General features: G+C 45.9%; 22 protein-coding genes and 1 riboswitch. All 22 genes read left to right on the top strand.

Annotated elements, in window-relative coordinates; genetic code table 11:
- Positions 1–11 precede the first annotated feature (11 nt).
- The 22 genes from MKZ13_RS19740 to MKZ13_RS19635 all read left to right on the top strand — a co-directional run bounded on the left by MKZ13_RS19740 (position 12) and on the right by MKZ13_RS19635 (position 23,141).
- Complete coding sequence (locus tag MKZ13_RS19740) at positions 12–1,679, top strand: spore germination protein (protein ID WP_221822084.1); 1,668 nt, start codon at positions 12–14, stop codon at positions 1,677–1,679.
- A 103-nt stretch (positions 1,680–1,782) separates the two neighbouring features.
- Positions 1,783–3,114: a diaminopimelate decarboxylase gene (gene lysA / locus MKZ13_RS19735; RefSeq protein WP_017687645.1), complete on the top strand. Its 1,332-nt coding sequence runs from the start codon at positions 1,783–1,785 to the stop codon at positions 3,112–3,114.
- Between the two features lie 248 nt (positions 3,115–3,362).
- Positions 3,363–3,794, top strand: coding sequence for a peptidylprolyl isomerase (locus MKZ13_RS19730; protein WP_017687646.1), 432 nt, complete (start codon positions 3,363–3,365; stop codon positions 3,792–3,794).
- Positions 3,795–3,925: 131 nt separating this feature from the next.
- A complete protein-coding gene (locus tag MKZ13_RS19725) occupies positions 3,926–5,215 on the top strand; it encodes a hypothetical protein (protein WP_260632835.1) in 1,290 nt (429 codons plus the stop codon).
- A 167-nt stretch (positions 5,216–5,382) separates the two neighbouring features.
- Positions 5,383–5,551: riboswitch (FMN riboswitch) on the top strand.
- Positions 5,552–5,873: 322 nt separating this feature from the next.
- Positions 5,874–6,977, top strand: a complete 1,104-nt coding sequence (gene ribD / locus MKZ13_RS19720) for a bifunctional diaminohydroxyphosphoribosylaminopyrimidine deaminase/5-amino-6-(5-phosphoribosylamino)uracil reductase RibD (RefSeq protein ID WP_036607842.1) — start codon at positions 5,874–5,876, stop codon at positions 6,975–6,977.
- 61 nt (positions 6,978–7,038) lie between these two features.
- The gene (gene ribE / locus MKZ13_RS19715; protein ID WP_221822079.1) at positions 7,039–7,707 is read left to right on the top strand and encodes a riboflavin synthase; all 669 of its coding nucleotides are present in this window, start codon (positions 7,039–7,041) and stop codon (positions 7,705–7,707) included.
- A 32-nt stretch (positions 7,708–7,739) separates the two neighbouring features.
- Entirely contained in the window at positions 7,740–8,972 is a 1,233-nt protein-coding gene (locus MKZ13_RS19710) for a bifunctional 3,4-dihydroxy-2-butanone-4-phosphate synthase/GTP cyclohydrolase II (RefSeq protein ID WP_076215865.1), read from the top strand.
- Between the two features lie 102 nt (positions 8,973–9,074).
- The gene (ribE, locus tag MKZ13_RS19705) at positions 9,075–9,542 is read left to right on the top strand and encodes a 6,7-dimethyl-8-ribityllumazine synthase (RefSeq protein WP_076215868.1); all 468 of its coding nucleotides are present in this window, start codon (positions 9,075–9,077) and stop codon (positions 9,540–9,542) included.
- A gap of 104 nt (positions 9,543–9,646) precedes the next feature.
- Positions 9,647–10,447, top strand: a complete 801-nt coding sequence (locus MKZ13_RS19700; protein WP_036672308.1) for a segregation/condensation protein A — start codon at positions 9,647–9,649, stop codon at positions 10,445–10,447.
- Positions 10,416–11,072, top strand: a complete 657-nt coding sequence (scpB, locus tag MKZ13_RS19695; protein WP_221822076.1) for an SMC-Scp complex subunit ScpB — start codon at positions 10,416–10,418, stop codon at positions 11,070–11,072. The genes MKZ13_RS19700 and scpB overlap by 32 nt, the downstream gene beginning before the upstream one ends.
- Before the next feature lie 378 nt (positions 11,073–11,450).
- Complete coding sequence (locus MKZ13_RS19690) at positions 11,451–12,176, top strand: DUF2953 domain-containing protein (RefSeq protein ID WP_339177563.1); 726 nt, start codon at positions 11,451–11,453, stop codon at positions 12,174–12,176.
- 226 nt (positions 12,177–12,402) lie between these two features.
- Complete coding sequence (gene ytfJ, locus MKZ13_RS19685; RefSeq protein ID WP_221822074.1) at positions 12,403–12,879, top strand: GerW family sporulation protein; 477 nt, start codon at positions 12,403–12,405, stop codon at positions 12,877–12,879.
- A 130-nt stretch (positions 12,880–13,009) separates the two neighbouring features.
- Positions 13,010–14,197 carry a D-alanyl-D-alanine carboxypeptidase family protein gene (locus MKZ13_RS19680; protein ID WP_339177560.1) on the top strand — a complete coding sequence of 396 codons (1,188 nt, stop codon included), beginning with the start codon at positions 13,010–13,012 and terminating at the stop codon, positions 14,195–14,197.
- A 31-nt stretch (positions 14,198–14,228) separates the two neighbouring features.
- On the top strand, positions 14,229–14,855 hold the full coding sequence (locus MKZ13_RS19675) for a nucleoside recognition domain-containing protein (protein ID WP_339177557.1): 627 nt from the start codon (positions 14,229–14,231) through the stop codon (positions 14,853–14,855).
- A 6-nt stretch (positions 14,856–14,861) separates the two neighbouring features.
- Positions 14,862–15,395, top strand: a complete 534-nt coding sequence (locus MKZ13_RS19670; RefSeq protein ID WP_017687658.1) for a spore maturation protein — start codon at positions 14,862–14,864, stop codon at positions 15,393–15,395.
- A 63-nt stretch (positions 15,396–15,458) separates the two neighbouring features.
- Entirely contained in the window at positions 15,459–16,277 is an 819-nt protein-coding gene (locus MKZ13_RS19665; RefSeq protein ID WP_339177554.1) for a serine protease, read from the top strand.
- Between the two features lie 196 nt (positions 16,278–16,473).
- Complete coding sequence (locus MKZ13_RS19660) at positions 16,474–17,223, top strand: pseudouridine synthase (protein WP_036607741.1); 750 nt, start codon at positions 16,474–16,476, stop codon at positions 17,221–17,223.
- Between the two features lie 134 nt (positions 17,224–17,357).
- Positions 17,358–17,885: a redoxin family protein gene (locus MKZ13_RS19655; protein WP_221822071.1), complete on the top strand. Its 528-nt coding sequence runs from the start codon at positions 17,358–17,360 to the stop codon at positions 17,883–17,885.
- A 14-nt stretch (positions 17,886–17,899) separates the two neighbouring features.
- Positions 17,900–19,573, top strand: coding sequence for a cytochrome c biogenesis protein ResB (locus MKZ13_RS19650; RefSeq protein WP_339177550.1), 1,674 nt, complete (start codon positions 17,900–17,902; stop codon positions 19,571–19,573).
- Positions 19,570–20,832, top strand: a complete 1,263-nt coding sequence (gene ccsA / locus MKZ13_RS19645; RefSeq protein ID WP_339177548.1) for a cytochrome c biogenesis protein CcsA — start codon at positions 19,570–19,572, stop codon at positions 20,830–20,832. Before MKZ13_RS19650 ends, ccsA begins: the two co-directional genes overlap by 4 nt.
- Positions 20,833–20,971: 139 nt before the next feature.
- On the top strand, positions 20,972–21,688 hold the full coding sequence (locus tag MKZ13_RS19640) for a response regulator transcription factor (protein WP_017687664.1): 717 nt from the start codon (positions 20,972–20,974) through the stop codon (positions 21,686–21,688).
- Between the two features lie 55 nt (positions 21,689–21,743).
- Positions 21,744–23,141, top strand: a complete 1,398-nt coding sequence (locus tag MKZ13_RS19635) for an ATP-binding protein (RefSeq protein ID WP_339177546.1) — start codon at positions 21,744–21,746, stop codon at positions 23,139–23,141.
- Positions 23,142–23,229: the final 88 nt, after the last annotated feature.

The raw sequence follows: 23,229 nt of genomic DNA, 5'->3' as shown, positions 1-23,229 counted from the left end.
GAGGATGGAAGATGGATGAACGAACGGAGCACACAGGCCAGGAAAATAGTGAAGGTATAACGGAAGAGATGTTACACAAGTCTGCTTATGAGATTCAGAAGGAAGAAGAGGAGAAAGCGTACAATAAGAAAAAACAAAATGAGATGTCCGACAGCATTGAGGAATCCGTACAATATTGGCAGGAAAACGATGATATCTCCCCACGCATGAGTGAGAACAAATATACGCTGCAACAGGTACTGGGGCTTGGAGAATCGTTCGACGTTAATATGAGGGAAATGGTCCTGGGGGGCAAGCACGTTGGATTGCTGATGATCACGGGCTTTGCCAAGGATGAGATTTTGCTTGAAGTATTGAAAAGACTGACCTATCTCACGCCAGATGACGTGTCCGGACATGCTCTCAAATCCTATTTTGAATGTTACATTCCCCATATTCAGGTGGAAAAAGTCGACAAGATGAGTGCGGTCATCAACAAGGTTCTTACCGGGATGAGCGCAATGTTCGTTGAAGGGGACCGCTCGGTCTTAATTATGGATACCCGGAGTTATCCGGTACGTTCACCCGAAGAACCTTCATTGGAAAGGGTAGTCCGAGGTTCCAGAGACGGCTTTACCGAAACACTCCTGACCAACGTAACCCTGGTGCGCCGCAGAATACGCGACCCTGGCCTGAAATTCGAAATTATGCAAGTGGGGCGGAGAACACAAACCGATGTCTGTGTGGTGTATATTGACGATATTGTGGATAAAGTGCAGGTAGATTCCGTTCGTGAAAAAATACAGCGAGTGGATATCGATGGTATTCCCGCAGCCGACAAGCAGCTAGAGGAAGCGATTATCAACAAGGGTTGGAATCCGTTCCCGCTGGTTCGTTATTCGGAACGACCAGATGTTACAGCTTCCCATTTACTGGAAGGGAGAGTTGTCATTTTTGTAGACACTTCCCCAAGTGTGATGATTTTGCCTACGACCTTCTTCGATCTGTGTGAACATGCGGAGGAAAACAGACAGACGGCATTGATGGGGACGTATTTAAGATGGGTGCGTTTTGCAGGGATTCTCATATCATTGTTTTTGCTACCACTATGGCTTCTCATGGTTATTGACCCTTCGATTAAACCGATGGGACTCGACTTCATTGGTCCGCAGGAAAATGTAAAGCTACCGCTGATTCTACAGTTTCTACTGATCGAACTGGGCGTCGATTTATTACGGATGGCAGCGGTCCATACGCCTACACCTCTGGCATCGGCTATGGGCTTGATCGCGGCAATTCTAGTCGGGGATATCGCCGTCAAAACAGGATATTTTGTCAATGAAGTTGTACTCTATATGGCTATCGCAGCCATCGGTATGTTTGCTACGCCGAGTTACGAGCTGGGTCTCGCCAACAGGTTGGTCAGGTTAGTTCTGCTCATTGCAGTAGCGATATTCAAGGTTCCGGGATTGGTCGTGGGCTGTACATTGCTCATATTGGCGCTTACCGTTCACCGGTCGTACAATTCTTCGTATCTCTGGCCTTTTATACCGTTTAATGCAAAAGCCCTGGGCAATTTTTTATTCCGGCTACCGTTGCTGGAAAATAAAAAACGTCCATCATTTAATAAAACCCGTGATAACACCAAAATGTCCGATGATCCGGACGGGGAACTGCGAAAAAGTAAAAAACACAAATGATCTTCCGAAAAATCCATTCATCTCGCTGTCTAATTTGATATACTGGTGTAAAATCATTGGAATATCAATTGTTCCAGTATATAAAAAGTGAGGAATGCAGATTATGTATTTACATGGTACAAGTAAAATAAATGCGCAAGGACATCTGGAGATTGGCGGAGTTGATGCAACAGATCTGAAAGAACAATTTGGAACTCCCCTGTATGTTGTGGACGAGCAATTGGTTCGCGAGCGTTGCAGAGAGTACATGGAAGCATTCCGTGCTTCCGGACTGGGCTTCCAGGTTGCTTACGCAAGTAAAGCATTCTGTGTAATGGCGATGTGTGCCCTTGCAGCAGAAGAAGGACTTTCCCTGGATGTTGTATCTGATGGTGAACTGTTTACTGCACTGCAAGCAGGATTCCCAGCTGAGCGCATTCACTTCCACGGTAACAACAAAACGTTGGAAGAGATCGAAATGGCTCTTGATGCGGAGATCGGATGTTTTGTTGTTGATAACTTCAATGAATTGCATCTGTTGCAGGCTGTAGCAGCGGACAAAAATCGTAAAGTGAACATTTTGCTTCGTGTGACGCCTGGTGTTGAGGCACATACGCATGAATATATTTCCACAGGTCAAACGGATTCGAAATTTGGATTCGATATCGGCAATGGTACAGCATTTGAAGCGATTGACTTGGCTTCCAAGCAGTCCAACCTGGTATTGCTCGGTGTGCATTCCCACATTGGTTCCCAGATCTTCGAAGTTGAAGGCTTCCAGATGGCTGTTCAACGTGTTGCTGAATTTGCAGCAAGTGTATATGAGCGTCTTAATGTTGCTTTCAAAGTGGTTAACCTTGGTGGTGGATTCGGAATCCGTTATATCGATGGAGATACGCCGCTTGAAGTTGCGCAATACGTGAAGGCTATTACAGATGCCGTTAAAAATCATTTTGCTCAAATCGGCTATGCCGTACCTGAGATCTGGGTTGAACCAGGCCGCAGCATCGTGGGTGAAGCGGGAACAACGCTGTATACTGTTGGAACAAGCAAAGACATTCCAGGTGTACGTAAATACGTTGCCGTGGATGGTGGTATGACTGATAACCCACGTCCTGCTTTGTATGAATCCAAGTACGAAGCTGTGCTTGCCAATCGTGCAAATGAGGCTGCTCAGGAAACGGTATCTGTTGCGGGTAAATGCTGCGAGAGTGGCGATATGTTGATCTGGGATCTGGACCTGCCAAAAGTGGAAAGCGGCGATCTGCTCGCTGTAGCTTGCACAGGCGCGTATAACTACTCCATGGCGAGCAACTACAACCGGATTCGTCGTCCGGCCGTTGTATTTGTCAAAGACGGTCAAGGAGATGTCGTGGTACGCCGTGAGACGTATCAAGATATCATCCAGAATGACCTGGTACCTGCACGTATTGGCAAACAGCCAGTGACTCGCTAATTCGTCAAAAGATAATGCGGTTCTGCATTATTCAAGATATAGGGATTTTGCAGTTGAAGCAGATGAAAAGGAACCTTCCTTTTTCGTCTGCTTTTTGCGTATTTGAGCTAAATCATGAAAAAAGTTGTCGTTTTTTTTGCGATCCAGACATTTTCGGTGTACACTAAGAAAAGTGCTGTAATGCTTGGCCCAGGGTCATGCGTTTTGGTACCATTAACGATGGTCAATACGAAAGGAGTCATTTACATATGGCGAAACAAGCGAAAATTAAATTGGCAAACGGCGGAGAAGTTTTGATCGATCTGTTCGATCAAGAAGCTCCAAACACAGTAGCAAACTTTGAGAAACTGGCTAACTCCGGTTTCTACAATGGTCTTACATTCCACCGCGTTATTCCGGGCTTTGTAGCTCAAGGCGGATGCCCTAACGGTTCCGGTGCAGGTGGCCCAGGTTACACAATCAACTGTGAAATCAACCCAAACAAACATGAGCGCGGAACACTTGCTATGGCACATGCTGGCCGTAACACAGGTGGAAGCCAGTTCTACATCTGCTACCAACCGCAACCACATTTGGATGGACAACATACTGTATTTGGTAAAGTAACTAAAGGTATGGAGTTCGTGGACGCTTTGGAAGGTAAAGACAAAATGGAAACTGTTGAAGTTGTAGAAGCTTAATACCTTCACCTTAACTGGATCCAATCATGAAGTGCTTCTTTTAAAGAAGCACTTTTTTTATTTTTTTACATACTTGAAATCGATGATTAGAAAGGATGAATAAAACCTTGGATATGGTTACTCAGCTAAGCTTGTTAAAACAAATTTATAGTGAGCGCACGTTGTGGAATGAAGAACTGCAGGCATCGCGGCATGTCGTTCCGGATAGTCTATCCGTAAAGGATCGAGAAGCGCTTGAGGCAGCCGGGCATGAACCGAATCGATTTGTACGTCCGCAACATGATGAAACGATTACTGAGCTGAAAAAAGTTGCAAATCAATGGACGATCAATGATGCAGCGCAGGCCTTTGTATCCTCTTTGTGGTCAGCACCCATGATTTGGCGCTCGTTGCTTACAAGCAAGCTTATTGCGAGCAGTATGCCAAGTCATGAACATACGCCATATCCATCTTCGAACACTTGTAAGATCTGCGGATTAAGTGTAGATCAAGCAATCGACACGACGCTGCAATGGTATTGGAGGATGACCAATGGAACCCCGTTGGACGGTGATCCTTTTGGAAGCGTGTTGGCACTTCGAGAACTGGCTACCGCGAAGGAGATTCCAATACCCAATGAATACGACCGCTGGACATTCCGTGCGGTGTTAACGGTGCTGCGCGAGTTACCTCCCAAAACACGTTACAGCAAGGCAGCAGTAGCGCTCAAGAAGGAACGTCTTTTGCCTACACAGAAGGAATATGTCTACCGTGATTTGCTTGAGACGTTAGCTCTGATTGGCATACTGGATACGCCGGAGCATCCTGGTATGATCACGGAATTTACCTCTTATATGCAACGTGACGCACGCCCCAATGTGCGGGTTGAAGTGCAGGCCCCTCTGGCGTGGTGGGATTCATCTGTCGGAATTAATGAGAACAACCTGAACAAGATATTTCATGAGTTTGATCTGAATAATATATCTCTTGCGGATAAGCCTGATGAGAGTCCAGCTGTAAAGGACACGATCTTAGGTGCATTGGAGAAGAAGAGAAGTGTTCGCGGAAAAGTGCCAAAGGCATCTCCTGATGCAGGTACCGGGGAGGTACAGTCTGGCGATGTGTATGCTGTTCGGGTCCGGGAAGGTGTATGGGTGACAGTATATTGTCATGAAGTCAGAGACAAACGCGTCATCGTCGAATATCTGGATGGTGTCTTTCCAGAGATGCCGGGAAAAGCAGATTTGCATGGGACGTTTCGACCGAGAGCGAATGGACGCTGGAAATGCTCGGCTATTGGGATTGATTCCACAAGTTGGGTCAGAAGGGTCGCACGAGAGTTCTCGCTTCCGACTTCGCCCCTGCAAGAACCTGACCGCATTCCATTTCATAATGCCAAAGAATTAAAGCATATGGCGAGCTGGTGTTTTCCTGATATGTAGAATGATACGATGGATGTGAGAATGTGCCTCCAAGCAAAAACCGTACCTCCTGAGAGGAAGCGGTTTTTGTTGTTTCTTAGCTTATTAAAAGTTAGTATGTGACAAAAAGGAACAAAAAACAATTGATTTTTTGGCATTAAAGTGCTAACATCCAAGTAATAACGAAAGCAATCCTTCAGGGCAGGGTGCAATTCCCTACCGGCGGTGATGCAGGAAGTGTAAGGACCTATTTGTCCAGCACTTGATGCAAAGTCCGTGACCTGTCTGCCATTGGCAGATGGCTGATCTGGTGTAATTCCAGAACCGACAGTATAGTCTGGATGGGAGAAGGAGAGGTGCAGACCTAACAGGTTTGCATTCAGCAGGAGTATTGCTGCACGATCACGATGTGTGATGTCTTGCACTGTGCAGGGAGATCCGGTTACGCCGGACAGTTCCATACATATGCCGCACTTTAAAAGCTCTTTACCTGTAATTGATGTTCATTAAGGTATGTGTCTATTTTCACTTGCCCGAAATGAAGTTTTGGGCAAAGTGTTGGCGTGCTGTATCCATTTCACTCCTGCTGTTGACATTTGTCTCTCATCATCCCCATCGAACTGATTGTTCGACGGGGATTTTTTAATAAACAAGACTTTAAACCGCGGGGTGAACGGATTTGGAAATGATCAATGATGAATTTTATATGGCACTGGCATTGGATATGGCGGAACGAGCACAGGGACAGACGGGGATCAATCCGGTCGTTGGATGTGTAGTTGTGAAAGAAGGTCGTATTGTAGGCCTGGGGAGCCATCTGAAACGTGGAACCGGTCATGCAGAGGTGCATGCACTTAACATGGCAGGCAGTGATGCAGAAGGAAGTACGGTATACGTTACACTTGAGCCTTGTAGTCATTATGGCAAGACGCCACCTTGTAGTGAACGCCTGATTCATGAAAAGGTGAAACGTGTTGTGGTATGTTGTGAAGATCCAAATCCGCAAGTATCCGGCAGAGGCATAAGCATGCTTCGTCAACAAGGCATTGAAGTTGAAGTTGGCGTACTGCGTGAGCGTGGAAGACGCATGAATGAAAAATTCATTAAATTTATTACAACGGGTCTACCTTTTGTGACACTGAAGACAGCTACAACTTTGGATGGGAAAATTGCTACTCGCAGCGGAGACAGCAAGTGGATCTCGAACGAGCCTGCTCGTGAGATTGTGCATGCCCTTCGTCATCGTCACCAGGGAATTATGGTTGGCGTGGACACAGTGATTGCCGATAATCCGGAACTTACAACCCGTTTGCAAGTCGAAGGCATTAGTCCGGTGCGCATTGTGGTGGATTCAAAGTTACGTCTTCCAGTAGGTGCCAAAATGGTTAAGGATGGTCTTGCTCCAACATGGGTGCTAACAACAGACGAAGCCAGTCCTGAAGCTGCTGAACGTTTGGAAGCCTACGGCGTCGAAATTATACGCTGTGGTCCTGGACCACGTGTGGATCTGTTAAACGGACTTAGCAAGTTGGGTGAGCGTGACATTGGTTCAATTTTGCTTGAAGGTGGAGGTACCTTGAATGGAGCCATGCTGGAGGCAAGGTTGGTCGATCGACTGCTGATGTTTATCGCTCCGAAGATTGTAGGCGGTTATGATACACCTGGAAGCTTCCGCTTCGAAGGTGTGGAACGTATGAATCAGGCGATTCAATTGAATCAGTTGGAGATCGAACAAGTTGGAGATAATATCAGCATTGGTGGTATTCCGGTGTGGCCTGAATAAATAAATGGATTTGAAAGTAGAAAGTTAGGTTTTTTATAACTTGAAAAAGGGAGGCGGCAGCATGTTTACCGGTTTGGTGGAAGAAGTCGGTCAGATCCGGCGTATTGGTCGGAAAGGCGAAGCGATGGTCCTGAATATCGGAGCTTCCGCCATCATGGACGATCTGAAGATTGGTGATAGTGTAGCAGTGAACGGCGTGTGCTTAACTGCGACAACGCTCGAAGGTGGAGGTTTTAGCGCCGATGTAATGCCTGAAACCTATCGCCATACCAATCTCAGTCAGCTGCAATCAGGCAGTAAAGTTAATCTGGAGCGGGCCATGCAATCAGGCGGTCGTTTTGGCGGACATATCGTACAGGGCCATGTCGATGGTACTGGAGTGATTGGCAGTATAACACGTGATCAGAATGCAATTGTGTTTGAGATCAAGCCTGATGATCACCAGTTGTTCAAATATTTGATCCCCAAAGGATCGGTTACACTGGATGGCATTAGCTTGACCGTTGTCCATACATCGGATACCGCATTCACGGTTTCCATTATCCCGCATACCATTGGTGAAACTGTACTAAATGTGAAAAAGACAGGGGATACCATTAATATCGAATGCGATATTTTGGGCAAATATGTGGATCATCTGCTCCAGTATGGCAGAGGACATCGGGAGACGGAGGCTGGCAAGCCGCGCAGTATCAGTGAAGATTTTCTCTCCAATCACGGATTTGTATAAATAGAGAACAGAAATTAACTGGAGGTGGACCAATGTCAGAACAATCCATTCTGGACACAATAGAAGAAGCCATATATGATCTCATGCGTGGTAAACCCGTCATTGTTGTGGATGATGAAGATCGGGAGAATGAAGGCGATTTTATCGCTTTGGCCGAAAAGGCGACACCTGAAGTCATTAATTTCATGATTACTGAAGGTAGAGGTCTGGTCTGTGTTCCGATTACACAACAACGTGCGGACGAACTTAACCTGAAACCAATGGTTCAACAAAATACGGATTTCCATGGAACAGCTTTCACCGTTTCTGTGGACCACAAAGATACGACAACAGGTATCTCGGCACATGAACGCTCTATTACTGTGAAAGGTCTGATTGATCCTGAGGCGAAAGCCGGGGACTTCCGTAAGCCTGGTCACATGTTCCCGTTGATTGCAAAAGACGGCGGTGTACTCCGGCGTGCCGGACATACGGAAGCTGCAGTAGATCTTGCTATCATGTGTGGTTCCTACCCTGCTGGCGTTATCTGTGAAGTGATTAAGGAAGATGGCACGATGGCCAGACTTCCGGATCTGCAGGAGATTGCCCGCAAACATGATCTGAAGCTGATCAGTATTCAGGACATGATTCGTTACCGTAACGAAAAAGAACAGCTGGTTCAACGTGAAGTGGCTGTGCGTATGCCAACTGACTTTGGTGAGTTTCAAGCGGTGGCTTATACAAATGCTGTGGACAATAAGGAACACGTGGCTTTGGTCAAAGGAGAAATTGATGGTTCGAAACCTGTGCTTGTACGTGTGCACTCTGAATGTTTGACAGGTGATGTATTCCATTCGCATCGTTGTGACTGTGGTCCGCAGTTTGATGCGGCACTCAAACAGATTCACGAGGAAGGCAATGGCGTACTGTTATATATGAGACAGGAAGGTCGGGGGATTGGGCTGATCAACAAACTCAAAGCCTATAAGCTGCAAGAGGAAGGTATGGATACTGTTGACGCAAACCTGAGTTTGGGTTTTGCTGCTGACTTGCGTGATTACGGAATTGGCGCTCAAATTCTGAAAGACCTTGGGGTTCGTCAGATCAGACTGCTAACTAACAACCCTCGTAAAATTAAAGGTCTTGAAGGATATGGACTTGAAGTCGTAGAGCGTGTCGCGATCCAGATGGAGGAGAACGAGGACAATACGGTGTATCTTCATACCAAGCAAGCCAAGTTGGGGCATATGCTCAAGTTTGATGATATCGAGCAGAACGAAGAGTAAATATATTTTAGTTGAATAACGTTCACTATGTAATTTATGGAAGAGATTAATTAGGGATTTCCGTTACTTACATTACATTATACCGTTAGGGAGATGACTTGAATGGCACAATTTTTTGAAGGACATTTAGTATCAGAAGGATTAAGATATGGAGTTGTTGTTGGACGTTTCAATGAATTCATCACGAGCAAATTGCTTAGCGCAGCGCTCGATGCATTCAAACGTCACGGCGTGAAGGATGAGGAAGTGGATGTAGCCTGGGTTCCTGGTGCGTTCGAAATCCCTTTAATAGCGCAGAAAATGGCGGAGAGCGGCAAGTATGATGCAGTAATTACCTTGGGAACTGTCATTCGTGGGTCCACTACGCATTACGATTATGTGTGCAACGAGATGGCTAAAGGGGTAGCGGCAATCAACCTGAAAACAGGCGTGCCTACAATCTTTGGACTGGTTACAACAGAAAATATTGAACAAGCGATTGAACGTGCCGGAACCAAGGCGGGTAACAAAGGTTGGGATGCGGCTACGGCGGCAATCGAGATGGCAAACTTGACGAAACAGCTAAAATAGTGCTTATTTAATAGTAGTGCCCTGCTTTGCGCAGACGAACACGGGAAACCGGATTCGGACGGCTTAGCAGGGTTTTGTATTTTTCTGGCGGGAGGATTCGTCTAGTGACGGTAGTTACATACAAACTGGAGACTTTTGAAGGGCCTTTGGATCTGCTGCTTCATCTGATTGATAAGGCTGAAATTCATATCCAGGATATTCCCATCAGCGATATTACCGATCAATACATGGCGTACCTGCATTCGATGCAGGAACTGGAACTGGATATTACGAGTGAATTTCTGGTCATGGCAGCAACATTGCTGTCGATCAAGAGCAAACTTTTACTGCCCAAACCACCGGTCATTGAGGATTTCGAGGATTATGATTATATGGAAGAAGAAGATTATGATCCACGTGCAGAGCTGATTGCACGTCTGATAGAATATCGCAAGTACAAGGGAATTGCGCGTCATCTGCATGAACGGGAGTGGGAACGCAGCCTTATATTTTCCAAAGAGCCCGAGGATCTGCGCCCCTATATGCCCGTAGAAGCCCAATCGAACCCGGTTGAGGGTTTACACACCTCTGATCTGATTGCAGCATTCCAGAAGGCGCTACGCAAGGCTGAGAAGCGTACAACTGTAACCCGAATCAAACGGGATGAGATTTCGGTTAAGGACCGGATACGGGATGTCATCGGCGCTTTGGAAAGTATGGGGCCGGGAGGCAGACTGTTATTCTCCAAGTTGATGGATGAGCATATCTATCGCCATGAGATTGTTGTCACTTTTCTGGCGGTGCTGGAACTGATGAAGATGAAGCAGATTGTCTGTTATCAGGAACGGATGTTTGAGGATATCGTTATGGAGTGGAGAGGGGAAACAAAGAATCATGGATTTTCCGAAATTGAAATCGATTATTGAAGGCCTGCTGTTTTTGTCCGGAGAAGAAGGTCTGAGTATCAAACAAATCGCCGAGATCGTCGACCAACGAGTGGAGCTTGTAACGGACGCGATTGAGGAGATGATTCATGAATTTTCACAGCAGGGACGAGGTGTACAGATTCTCAAGATCGCGGGTGTAGTTCAGTTGGGCACCTTGCCTGAGCATGCTGTGTATTTTGAGAAACTGGCGTACTCTCCGGCACGAACGTCCTTATCCCAAGCGGCTCTGGAGACGCTGGCTATTGTGGCGTACCGGCAGCCCATTACACGGGTAGAGATTGAGGAAATCCGCGGTGTAAAATCGGAGCGGGCCATTCATACGCTTGTGAATAAGGATTTGATTATTGAAGTGGGACGAGCCGAGGCGATCGGACGACCAATTCTGTACGGAACGACCAAGTCATTTCTGGATTATTTCGGATTGGCTTCAATTAAAGACCTACCGGAACCAGGCTTGTTTGAAGATTCGGAAAACCTGGAGGAAGAGACACAACTCTTATTCAACAAACTGGATCTGCAACAACTGGAACCGGAAAGTGCTGATCCGGCGGATGATCTAAGTCATATCGACAGCGAAGATGATAATACGGATTCTTCACTCTAATTTGCAAGCTCATACTAACCGGCACCCATCAGTGGAGTCGGTTTTTTTGTGTATTATTTTTAGATGAATTGAACTAAACATTGTACACAGAACGGAGAGGACAGAAATAATCTGAAGAAACGGAGTGTTCGCCTTTATCCCCGGATTTACCCTTTAGAGAAGGGAATCAAAAAAATCTGGGGATAACAGCGATCGGAAGGTTATTCTGTCATCGGAGTGACCAGTGTAACTAATCTTTAGACCAATTTGTGTATATAAAAGGTTACGGACCGGTTCCAAACAAATATGAAATGGGATTTTTAGGTCAGACGTGAATTTTTTCCTATTCAAAGTGCCATACTAGACGAGAAAAGAATTGAGGGCTTGGAGGTAAGGCCTGTGTGGATTTGGCTTGGAGGAATCGGTTTGTTGTTCGCATTGCTGATTGCCGCAGTCCTCATCTCAAATGTTCATGTACATTTTACATTCAGTAAACATAAAAGTGATGATTACGCCAATATTAATGTTCGTCTTCTCTATGGAATTGTGCGCATTAACTATGAGATCCCGAGTATTGTTTTTCGCAATATGAAGGAAGGTTTTCTGGTCAAGACCGAACAATCCATGAATCATTCGAGAGGGGAGGTCCAGGGAAGCGAGAGGGTCAACAAACGCAAAGTCAAGAAGTGGGCTAAAGATGTGAAAATCATGCTTAGGGCAACGGACGCGCTCAAGCTGTGGCTTAAGCAAACACTCACACGCGTACATATGACTCAACTGTCCTGGGCTACCCACATCGGGGTTGGTGATGCAGCGTATACGGCTGTCCTTACGGGTTGGGTATGGGGAATCAAGTCCATTATCATTGGTTTTCTGACCTATCAGGTTAAGTTTGAAAAGACGCCAATGCTTGAAGTTATACCGGTATGGTCAGATGAGATGGAGTTCCGGACGGAACTTGAATTCCGATTGAAGATCCGGATTACAGCCATTATGGTTGCAGGAATAAGGTTATTAACCCGAGTGTTACAAGTCGAGGGCGGATGGCGGATGTGGTTCAAGCTACTGCGGGAGCAGCGTCGTAAACACAAGGAGAAACAAAAGCTCGAAGGGGCAAAACCGTAACTCTTTGAAGACAGCAATGTGTTATTCGTTCATGTTTTCTCAATTTGGACTGGCAGTTTCTGATGGGTACAGTGATGTGTAGAACACTCGTTACACATTTTAGCCCAGATGAGACTGAGAAATCGCAGGATATGGATAAAATGCATTTGTTACATAAGTCCCCTGGAGTTTGGGGATCATATGGTTAGATCAAACCTAGCTTACATTGAAACTGGAGGGAATTCAGATGTCAGATCATCCAATTCAAGGCTTAATGGAAACTGCAATGGAAAATATCAAGGCCATGGTGGATGTCAATACTATCGTTGGCGATGCAGTTGAAACACCTGACGGTACAGTCATTCTGCCGATCAGTAAAGTGGGTTTCGGATTTGCAGCAGGTGGTAGCGATTTTCGCGTGAATGATGAAAAGAACAAGGAGACAGGTTCCACGACAGGAGCGAAGACAGAGCATGCCTCTGTATCTTCACCTTTTGGTGGAGGTAGTGGTGGTGGAGTTTCCATACGCCCAATCGCATTTCTTGTCGTTGGTAAACAAGGGGTACACATTGTACCACTCGATAACTCCACGCATTTGTTTGAGAAGCTCATTGACTCTACCCCTTATGTTCTTGACCGAATCCAGGGCATGTTCCAACGTAATACAACACAAACGAATACATCAGATGTACCCGTTACACCAGACCCATCAACTTATAGCTGAATCATTTCGTCATGATCCCTCCCGCATCCAAGCGTGAGGGATTTTTGCTGTTTTTGCCCTATGGGACATACTCCAAGTTGTCCGGACATAAGATAGTACAAGATTCCAAGTGACCCGGAGGAATGAATCGATGCGAAAAATAACGAAAGTCATTGCATGCATGCTTATCCCTGTCTTCTTGCTGTCTTCATTTGGGGTTACTCAAGCCCAGGCAACAATTCAAGGTCCGTCTACACATGCGCAAAGCGCTGCTCTCATTGATGTGACATCAGGCCGGATCTTATACAGCAAAGATGGGGATAAGGAACTGCGAATTGCCAGCTTGACCAAAATCATGACAGCGATCGTTGCGATTGAACACAGCAAGCTGGATGAAAAAGTTAAAGTGACACCCACTGCTTTTGCCAAAGAAGGATCATCTCTCTATCTCAAGTTAGGTGAAGAGATGACGCTGGAGAACATGTTGTACGGGCTAATGCTCCGTTCAGGCAATGACGCGGCCTCTGCAATAGCGGAACATGTAGGTGGATCGGAAGAAGGCTTTGTCCTGTTAATGAACAAAAAGGCGGAGCAAATCGGTCTGACGCATTCCCATTTTATGAACCCTCATGGACTGGATGCAGAAGGTCACTATTCTACAGCCAATGACTTGGCCCGATTAACGGCATATGCGTTGCACAATCCGGTGTTCAAACGCATCGTAGCCACGGAGGACAAATCCGCACCGAACCCCAATGAAAGCTGGGAATACTCTTGGCACAATAAAAATAAAATGCTGCGGATGTATGAAGGTGCGGATGGAGTGAAGACCGGCTACACAAAAAAAGCTTTCAGATGTTTGGTCAGCTCCGCTACACGTAATGGACAGCAGCTCGCCGCGGTAACGCTGAACGACGGAAACGATTGGAACGATCATGCTCGGATGCTAGATTTCGGGTTTGAATACTTCCCATTGGTAGAGGTCGCCAAGCAAGAACAGCCTGTGCAAAATACGGATGTCGTTACGGGCCGGGGATTCTGGTACCCACTGGCTAAGAGTGAACAAGGCTCATTGACCAAGAAATTGATACTACACGAAAATCGAGGACAGTCGGAAACGGAAGGCAAGGAACAATCGACAGATCCTTCGTTCGGATTGGCAGGTCGCATTGATATGCAGCTTGACGGCAAACTTGTTGGCTCAATTCCCGTGTATCGCAAAGGCAGTTATATTCCTCCTGAACCGAAGACAGAAGATGCAACACTGGGTGGAATCGGTGATGTCTCTTCCTGGGCAGCTGCATGGCGTGCCGTGTTAAGCCATCTATTGTCTCCTTAGCTAAATCGCCATTGAAGGGATGATATAATCCGTGATTAATTTAATTTGGCTGCTCATGATTTTAATCGGATTTGCTTTTGCAGCCGTCAACGGCAATATCGAAGTGGTCACGCAAGCTGCTTTTGATGGGGCGGCAACGGGAGTCACGGTCTGTTTTGGACTGATTAGTGTGCTAGTGTTCTGGATGGGCATGATGAAAATGGCTGAAGATGCGGGTCTCCTGGCCCGGATTGCCAAGCTGCTCGGTCCGGTTGTTGGCTTCCTGTTCCCCGATGTGCCCAAAAATCATCCGGCGATGGGTTATATTCTCTCTAATATGAGTGCCAATCTGCTGGGGCTAGGAAATGCGGCTACTCCGATGGGAATCAAAGCCATGCAACAGCTGCAGGAGCTTAATCCGGACAAACAAACAGCTTCTCCTGCCATGTGCACCTTACTGGCTCTGAATACGGCTAGTATTACCATTATTCCGACAACGCTGATCGCCATCCGCTTAAACTATCATTCCGCCAATGCTACAGAGATTGTGGGAACAACATTGATGGCTACCATTATCGCTACACTTGCTGCTATAATCGCCGATCGCTGGTATCGGAACAGGGCATTACACAAACCGCCGCACATACAGAAAAGTGGCAATCCCGGCATGAAAGGATGAGCAACTTTGTTAACCTTCATCAACTGGATCTCCGTCTGGGCCATCCCGGTTATTATCGCGTTTGTTCCATTATATGCGTTTACCAAAAAGGTCCCGGTTTACGAATCCTTTGTTGATGGGGCCAAGGATGGATTCTCTACTGCAATCAGTATTATTCCGCATCTCGTGGGCATGATGGTCGCAATCAGCGTATTTCGTGCCTCGGGTGCACTGGATTTTGTGATTAGTCTGTTCGCTCCACTTGTGTCATGGATGGGTGTTCCAGGGGAAGTGTTGCCACTCGGAATACTGCGTCCTTTAACGGGGACAGGCTCTCTGGCGTTTACAACCGATCTGATCAAAACCCATGGCCCTGACTCCATGATTGGACGTATGGCATCTACGATTCAGGGAAGTACAGACACCACGTTATATGTGCTGACTGTTTATTTTGGAGCTGTAGGCATAAGGAACGGTCGGTATGCACTCAAAGTAGGGTTGTTTTCCGATGTCGTTGGTTTTATTGCTGCCCTCGCCATTTGTTTGCTCGTTTTTGGTTAAAAGATATCTCCTTTCCTTCCGATATATTAGATATGCTAGAATAATAGCGGAGGAGAGTGAGACATGCAGAAGAGTTGGAAACGAATGCTCCGTGTCGGAATGTCAGGCGTGCTTGCTGTTGCAATGCTCGCGGGGTCAACGGGGTTGGCGGCAGCTCAAGCCGTTCAGACGATACATTTTACAGGTCACTTCGACAAACAGCTGCGTGCACAAATGGCAGTCACAGCGGATTCTTTTCCAGTCGTGAATGTACGTTTGGTCAAGCAGGATGAACCCGATATGGTATATTATGATGTTGGTACCTCAATATTGATCTCAAAGGATGAAGTGCTCACGAATTACCATGTCGTTCAGAGTTTTGCTGAACTGTCTGATGGTGATGAAGGTACACTGACTGTTGCAAGCCCGGGTTCCCTTAGTAAACCTATAAAGGCGAAAATTATTAAGACAGATCCGGTCACAGACATGGCACTGCTGAAGCTGGACAAGGAAATAGATGCCCAACCGGTCACATTTGCTAATGCAAGGGATAACCAGGTTGTCTATACGATTGGATTTCCCAAAAATCCTGCTGGTGATCTTGTCATCCTGGATGAAGATTTTCCTTCAACCTACAATACGATAGCCAAAAGCAGAGTGTTCAGTTCTCAAGCTTCGGACGTTCCAGGTAAAAAGGGAATCGGCAGTATTGTGAAATCCATGGCCCAAGGTAATTCAGGTGGTCCTGTTATGGATCAGAACAACCGGGTCATTGGTATGATGACATTTGTGTACGGTGGACGTACTTATTATATTACTTCCAAAACATTGCAGACTTTCATTAAAGAGAGTACTAAACCTGCCAAAAAACAGGTTGCAGTTGCCGGCAAAGTTTCCAATTAAATGATTTGAGAAAAAGGTCTATCTTTACGCCATCTGTGTTCAACAGGTCGTGTAAAGGCAGGCTTTTTTTGCGTCAACCTCAAAGGGGAAGGTAGCCTAAAATGCATATTCGTGTCGCCAGTTTACAAAATCCTTGGATTATCCTTGTGATTTCCTTGCGTGATGGGTATCATTAGTGTGAGGTGACATGACAAACATGGAAAGATTACAAAAAATTATCGCACAGGCAGGCATTGCATCCCGCCGCAAGAGCGAGGAACTAATCCTGTCCGGCAAAGTAGAAGTTAACGGGGAGGTCGTAACCGAACTGGGTACAAAAGCGAACCCCGAAGAGGATATGATTACGGTTAATGGAAAACCGATCCGCAGTGAGAAAAAAGTGTACTTGATGTTAAACAAGCCAAAAGGCGTAATCACAAGTGCATCTGACCCGGAAGGTCGGAAAATTGTATCCGACTACCTGAAAGGTGTCAAGGAACGTGTATATCCTGTGGGTCGTCTGGATTATGACACAGAGGGCTTATTGATCCTTACCAATGATGGTGAGTTTGCACATTTGCTGACGCATCCGAAGCATCACGTACCCAAAACGTATCATGCAACGGTTAAAGGTGTGCCGCATGGTACAGCTCTGGAGAAATTAAAGACAGGCATTATGCTGGATGACGGCATGACTGCTCCTGCAGAGGTAGAGTACAAAGATGTGGATACAGCGGCCAATGAGTCGGTCATTTCCATTACGATCTATGAAGGACGTAACCGTCAGGTTAGACGTATGTTCGAGGCAATCAACCATCCGGTAACCCGTCTGAAACGGATTTCGTTTGGTGGTATTTTGCTACAAAACCTGAAACGTGGTCTGACACGTCATCTGACCAAAGAAGAAGTTAACAACCTAATTACCCTCGCACAATCAGAACCAGCCAAAAAAATGAAAAAAAGGTAATGTGAGGACACATAATTTTCATAAAACCGCCGCAGTTTTGTGACGAAATTCGCTATAATTGTTCATAGGATGTTCACAGTTGTCTTAGACCAATAAGATGCGAATGCTACAGTCACTTAAAAGGGGAGCAGCACATGGGGAAATCAAGAAGAACGGTGCAAATCGTCATTTTGTTATTGATCCTGGTGTTGGGCGGATATGCGATTACGACATCGGTATCCGGCTCGAATGGCAAGCCAAAGGAAGGGGACAAGTCTCCTTCTTTTGAACTGCTGGGCCTGGATGGTCAAGTTCATACGTCTGATGAGTACAAAGGAAAAGCGATGGTGATCAATTTCTGGGGCACATGGTGTGAACCTTGTGTTAAAGAAATGCCTGCACTTCAGGCGCAAGCTGACAAATGGAAGGAACAGGGAGTGCAATTTGTCGGGATTAATGTTGGAGAAGACCAGATGACCGTGGATAATTTTGTTCGGCAGGTTGGGGTTACGTTTCCAATCATGCTTGATCGGGAGAAAAACTCGGTTCGTGATTTTGGGATCTCTCCGATGCCAACGACATTCTTTGTATCCGACACGGGCAAAATCTCTACCATTCATATCGGTCAACTTGATTTGGACACACTTGACGCTCAAATTTCGCAACTGGCGAAGCAGCCCTGACAGGAGGTCTATTCGTGTTCCAAAATACCAAATGTGAGTGCGGACACCAGAATCCGGTAGGCACTGTACTATGTGAAGCATGTGGGAAACCGCTGCTGGAGTCTGAAGCTAAATCGGATGAAGTGTTGGAAATGCGTTATGATGGCATGGCGCGCCGTTCACAGCGTAGTAATCCCAACATCATTGACCGCATATGGAACTTTTTTTCTTCCGTTAAAATTGCCGTCTATATGATTGTTTTTACGCTTGTAGGTTCTATGCTTGGTACAATCTATCCGCAAGAAAGTACATTTCTGAATATCGATCCTTCCGTGTACTACAAAGAAACATACGGTCAGTTGGGACATATCTATTATCTGTTGGGTTTATCCCATACATACGAATCCTGGTGGTTTATTCTACTGCTGGTGCTGATTGGGGCATCATTGGTGATATGCAGTCTGGATCGCGTCCTGCCGCTCTACAAAGCACTGAATAAACAAAGAATACGTAAGCATACGCAATTTTTGACAAGACAGCGTCTCGTGTACCAAGGTACCATCGAAGAGGCACCAGAAGACTGGATTAAGAAAGCGGTTACGCCACTGAAAAAGAAAGGATACCGCGTGCACACCCAGGGTGATACATTACTCGCAGAGAAACAGCGATTCAGTCGATGGGGCCCATATGTCATCCATATTGGACTCATTATATTTCTGCTGGCGGTGCTCGCACGAGGGCTTCCAGGTCTGAATCTGGACGAGCATGTCGCTTTTCCTGAAGGTGAGATCAAAAAGATCCCGAATACGTCGATGTATCTCCAAAATGAAAAGTTTAATGTTGAATTCTACAGTGAGGAAGAAGTACCTGAGCAATTCCGTAACCTCAATAAAACCGTTCCGAAACTGTTCGAAACAAAAGTTGTTTTGTATGAATGTACAGCAGATTGTTCGGATCTCTCGAAGAAACCTCAGTTAGCTGAGGTGGCCAGACATGATGTACGCGTGAATCATCCATTGAATTATAACGGTCTGAAAGCATATCAGTTTGATTATGATCTAACACCCACCATTCGGTCCGTAACACCTGATCTGGTCAATACAAAGACGGGTGAAGTATACGGGGCACTCAAGATCGATATGGTAGATACCCAAAGAACATTTGAAGCTGGTCCTTATAAGCTTACGGTAAAAGAAAAGTTTATGGACTTTGGATTGGATGAGAATGGTCAGCCCAAATCAAAATCGCCTTCACCTAATGCACCTGCTTTTCTCTTTCTCATCAAGGGACCGGATCTGCCCGAAGAGGGGATACAATATCTGTACTTTGCGAAGCAGATTGATAAACAACGGTTTCAACAGGATGCGATTAACCAACAGCTGATTGGAGCTGATATTCCTTTACAGCTGGAAGTAGACAGCATGGACAAGGTCGATATTATTCAGTCCGTAAGTTATCTCAATATAAGAGTGGATAAGGCAATGCCTTTTGTGTGGGTAGGAGCCGGTATTGTTATGTTGGGTCTGGTCATGGGTTTTTATTGGCATCATCGCCGCATTTGGATTCGTTTTGATGATAAACAGCTCACCTTGGGTGGACATACCAACAAAAACTGGTTTGGCTTCAGGCGTGAAGTTGCGGCCGTTTTGAAACAGATGAATCTGGAAGTTGAAGAGAAGTCGTTGGATAACGGGGGGAACCAGGCATGAGATTATTGGATTTCAGCAGCGACGCATTTATCGTATCTTTCTTTCTCTATTGTGCTGCATTCTTGTTATATGCTGTCGCGGTCATGGGCAAAAAATGGAGTAATCGTGATCCTCTGGACCATATGAATCGCTGGGGTAAAAGAGCTTTTATCGCTTCGACTGTTGCCTTGGCGGCGCATATCGTATTTTTTGTAACCCGATGGGCTGGGGCAGGTCATATCCCGGTCAGTAACATGTATGAGTTCATGTCTTTTCTGTCCATGATGATCATGGTTGCATTTATTGTTGTATATGCCATATACCGAAAGTCATTACTGGGTTTGTTTGCCTTACCACTTACCATTATTATTATGGCGTACGCCGCTGTATTTCCTCAGGAGGTACAACCATTAATCCCGGCGCTTCAGTCCATTTGGCTGAAAATTCACGTGACATTGGCTGCGCTTGGTGAAGCATTCTTCGCCGTGGGTTTTGCCGCAGGGTTCATGTATTTGCTCCGTACTGTTGATTTCAGTGGTAAAGACAAGTCTTCAAGACGTCAACGAGGATGGGTTGAATTCACCCTGGTTACGATCGTTGTAGTCATCGGATTTATCGGAACGGTATTTGCCTTTCGTACAGCTGGTTACGAGGCGGTTTTTGTACAGAAAATGGTCAGCATTGACACAGAGGTACAGGAAAATAGTACAATAGAGAAAGTGATTTATCGCATGCCTCCGATTTTTGCACCATATAATAGCGAAGTGGAGAGCATGACACCGTTTCTTGGCATGAAAAAACCTTTACTTGAGACGCCTTCCTGGATGAACGGGGTAAATGCCGGGCGCAAGCTGAATACGGTGGTTTGGTCACTTATTGTAGGTCTAATCCTGTATGGAATTGTACGACTTCTTGTGCGCAGACCACTGGGACAAGCGTTACAACCAATGATGGATGGAATCGATGCCGATGATCTGGATGAGATAAGTTATCGCGCGATTGCCATTGGTTTTCCGATATTTACGCTGGGAGCATTAATTTTTGCCATGATCTGGGCTCAAATTGCCTGGAGTCGCTTTTGGGGTTGGGACCCCAAAGAGGTGTGGGCATTGATTACGTGGCTATATTATAGTGTGTATCTGCATTTGCGTTTATCCAGAGGTTGGCAAGGTCAGAAGTCTGCATGGCTTGCAGTTCTTGGCTTCCTGGTCGTCATGTTTACACTAGTTGGGGTGAATCTGGTAATTGCCGGATTACATTCTTATGCTGGAGCTGACTAGGACAGACTTGTATTGCAAAGGTTGAGTTTAGAAGCGGGAAACACAAACGTACCTTTTTATTGAAGGGTATTCAAATATTGTTCGCCAGATCGAACATAATAGAAGTGATGAGGAGTTATTGCAAAGGGGCTGGAGAGGCATGGCTGAACATGAGAATCGAATACTGGTCGTGGATGACGAAGAGAGAATCCGCAGGCTTTTGAAAATGTATCTTGAAAAAGAAGGTTATGAAATCGATGAAGCTGAGGATGGGGAAACTGCGCTGCGTAAAGCAACAGCAGGGGACTACGGGCTGATTTTGCTTGATGTGATGTTGCCGGGTATGGATGGTGTTGAAGTGTGTACCCGTCTTCGTCAGGTGAAATCAACGCCGGTTTTGATGCTCACTGCAAAAGGTGAAGAGATTAACCGGGTTCAAGGCTTCGAAGTTGGCGCTGATGATTATGTTGTAAAACCATTCAGCCCGCGTGAAGTGATTTATCGCGTCAAAGCGATTTTGCGTCGATCTTCCGCGACAGCTTATCTCTCCAAGGAGAGCAATTCGAGTAACAACATCGTGTTCCCGCATCTGGTTATTGAGCATGATGCCCACCGGGTAACCGCTGGTGGCGAAGAGATTAGTCTTACACCGAAAGAATATGAATTGCTGCACTACCTGGCAACATCTCCCGACAAAGTTTTCTCCAGAGAAGAATTGCTCAAAGATGTATGGAATTACGAATTCTTTGGCGATCTTCGTACCGTGGATACGCACGTGAAGCGTCTTCGCGAGAAACTTAACAAGGTATCGCCTGAATCGGCGGCCATGATTACGACGGTGTGGGGTGTGGGTTATAAACTGGAAGTACCGAAGTAGTTTTAGTTTCTGGAGATCACTGGTCGGGAAGTTATGGATCACTATTATCTGCCTTGTGGGTTGTGTACTTATAGCGCTGGGTCTTTTTTTGCTGCCCTACATTGATACAAACTTTGCAGAATCCGAATCCAGAGATATTAAGCGGTTGTTCACCTATATCTGTATTATCGGATTCAGTTTAACCACGTTTTTTGCATTGTTTCTATTCACCAAAATAACGCAACCCATGCAGCAATTGATTCAGGCAGCCAATGCGATTCGCAAAGGGAACTACGGAACACGTCTCTCCCTGGTAACGAGTGATGAGATTGGTGAACTTGCCAACACATTTAATCATATGGCTGCCCAACTGGAAGATAATATTCGAAACCTTAACCATGAGAAGGAACATTTGGCGAGTGTGCTTCGCAGCATGACCGATGCGGTGGTTACATTTGATGGTGCAGGCAAAGTTATTCTGACGAATCCGCCTGGAGAAAAGATCATGCAGACATGGTATGATCTCGATTGGGCAAAAATGGACGAAGGACAAGAATCCGAGCAGTCTGACAAGACATCGCGTGATGTACCTGAGCCCCTTCTTCCTTTGTTCAGAATGGTGATGGAGCAAGGTGGGGACCAGAACTCCAATGTTCACGTACAGCAAGGTGTCTGGTCTGTTCAGATGGCACCGTTGTATGCTGACAGTGTTGTCAGAGGGGCTGTGGCTGTCTTAAGAGATGTAACAGAAGAAGTGCGTCTGGAAAAAATGCGGCGTGATTTCGTGGCTAACGTATCTCATGAGATACGTACCCCATTATCTATGATGCAAGGCTACAGCGAAGCGCTTCTGGACGGCATGGCAACCTCACCCGAAGAGAGCGAAGAACTGATCCAAGTCATTCATGATGAGTCCTTGCGGATGGGCAGACTGGTTAAAGACTTGCTTGACCTTGCGCGGATGGAAGCTGGACACACGGACATGGTGATGAAGGAAGTTGACCTCGGAGAGCTACTTGAACGTGTATATCGGAAGTTCTCGGTGCGTTCAAAAGAACAGGGAATTCAACTGCAATTTAAGTTCGAACAACCAACTATTGAACTTCAACAGGCAGATGAGGATCGACTTGAGCAAGTATTTACGAATTTGCTGGATAATGCGTTCAGACATACACCTACTGGCAAAAATGTAATGATCTCAGCCGAGAGGGTCACTTATCTTCGTGCTCCATTTGTCAGAGTTTCTGTGAAAGATCAGGGTGTAGGTATCCCTTCATCCGACTTGCCATTTATTTTTGAACGATTCTACAAAGCAGACAAGGCTCGTGTTCGGGGAGAAAGTGTAGGTACGGGGCTTGGTTTAGCGATTGTGAAAAATATTGTTGATGCGCATCAGGGCATGATTACTGTCAATAGTGTGCTTGGCGAAGGAACAGAGTTTATTTTGCAATTTCCTTTGGATTCATCGAAATAGCCTGAATTTCATACAAAAAGTGCGGAAACACCCTCTTAAGGAGGGTGTTTTTTTGTTGAAGACTACCGTTTAATCTTGTTCAACGTGG

Source organism: Paenibacillus sp. FSL R5-0701 (assembly GCF_037973995.1).
In the GTDB taxonomy this organism is placed as follows: Bacteria; Bacillota; Bacilli; order Paenibacillales; family Paenibacillaceae; genus Paenibacillus.
Note: the sequence above shows the minus strand (reverse complement) of the source record. Positions and strands in the feature narration are given on the sequence as shown.

Coding starts and splice junctions, on each gene's coding strand:
- MKZ13_RS19740 (WP_221822084.1), top strand. CDS start 12: ATGGATGAACGAACGGAGCACACAGGCCAGGAAAATAGTGAAGGTATA.
- lysA (WP_017687645.1), top strand. CDS start 1,783: ATGTATTTACATGGTACAAGTAAAATAAATGCGCAAGGACATCTGGAG.
- MKZ13_RS19730 (WP_017687646.1), top strand. CDS start 3,363: ATGGCGAAACAAGCGAAAATTAAATTGGCAAACGGCGGAGAAGTTTTG.
- ribE (WP_221822079.1), top strand. CDS start 7,039: ATGTTTACCGGTTTGGTGGAAGAAGTCGGTCAGATCCGGCGTATTGGT.
- MKZ13_RS19710 (WP_076215865.1), top strand. CDS start 7,740: ATGTCAGAACAATCCATTCTGGACACAATAGAAGAAGCCATATATGAT.
- ribE (WP_076215868.1), top strand. CDS start 9,075: ATGGCACAATTTTTTGAAGGACATTTAGTATCAGAAGGATTAAGATAT.
- scpB (WP_221822076.1), top strand. CDS start 10,416: ATGGATTTTCCGAAATTGAAATCGATTATTGAAGGCCTGCTGTTTTTG.
- ytfJ (WP_221822074.1), top strand. CDS start 12,403: ATGTCAGATCATCCAATTCAAGGCTTAATGGAAACTGCAATGGAAAAT.
- MKZ13_RS19680 (WP_339177560.1), top strand. CDS start 13,010: ATGCGAAAAATAACGAAAGTCATTGCATGCATGCTTATCCCTGTCTTC.
- MKZ13_RS19665 (WP_339177554.1), top strand. CDS start 15,459: ATGCAGAAGAGTTGGAAACGAATGCTCCGTGTCGGAATGTCAGGCGTG.
- MKZ13_RS19660 (WP_036607741.1), top strand. CDS start 16,474: ATGGAAAGATTACAAAAAATTATCGCACAGGCAGGCATTGCATCCCGC.
- MKZ13_RS19655 (WP_221822071.1), top strand. CDS start 17,358: ATGGGGAAATCAAGAAGAACGGTGCAAATCGTCATTTTGTTATTGATC.
- ccsA (WP_339177548.1), top strand. CDS start 19,570: ATGAGATTATTGGATTTCAGCAGCGACGCATTTATCGTATCTTTCTTT.
- MKZ13_RS19640 (WP_017687664.1), top strand. CDS start 20,972: ATGGCTGAACATGAGAATCGAATACTGGTCGTGGATGACGAAGAGAGA.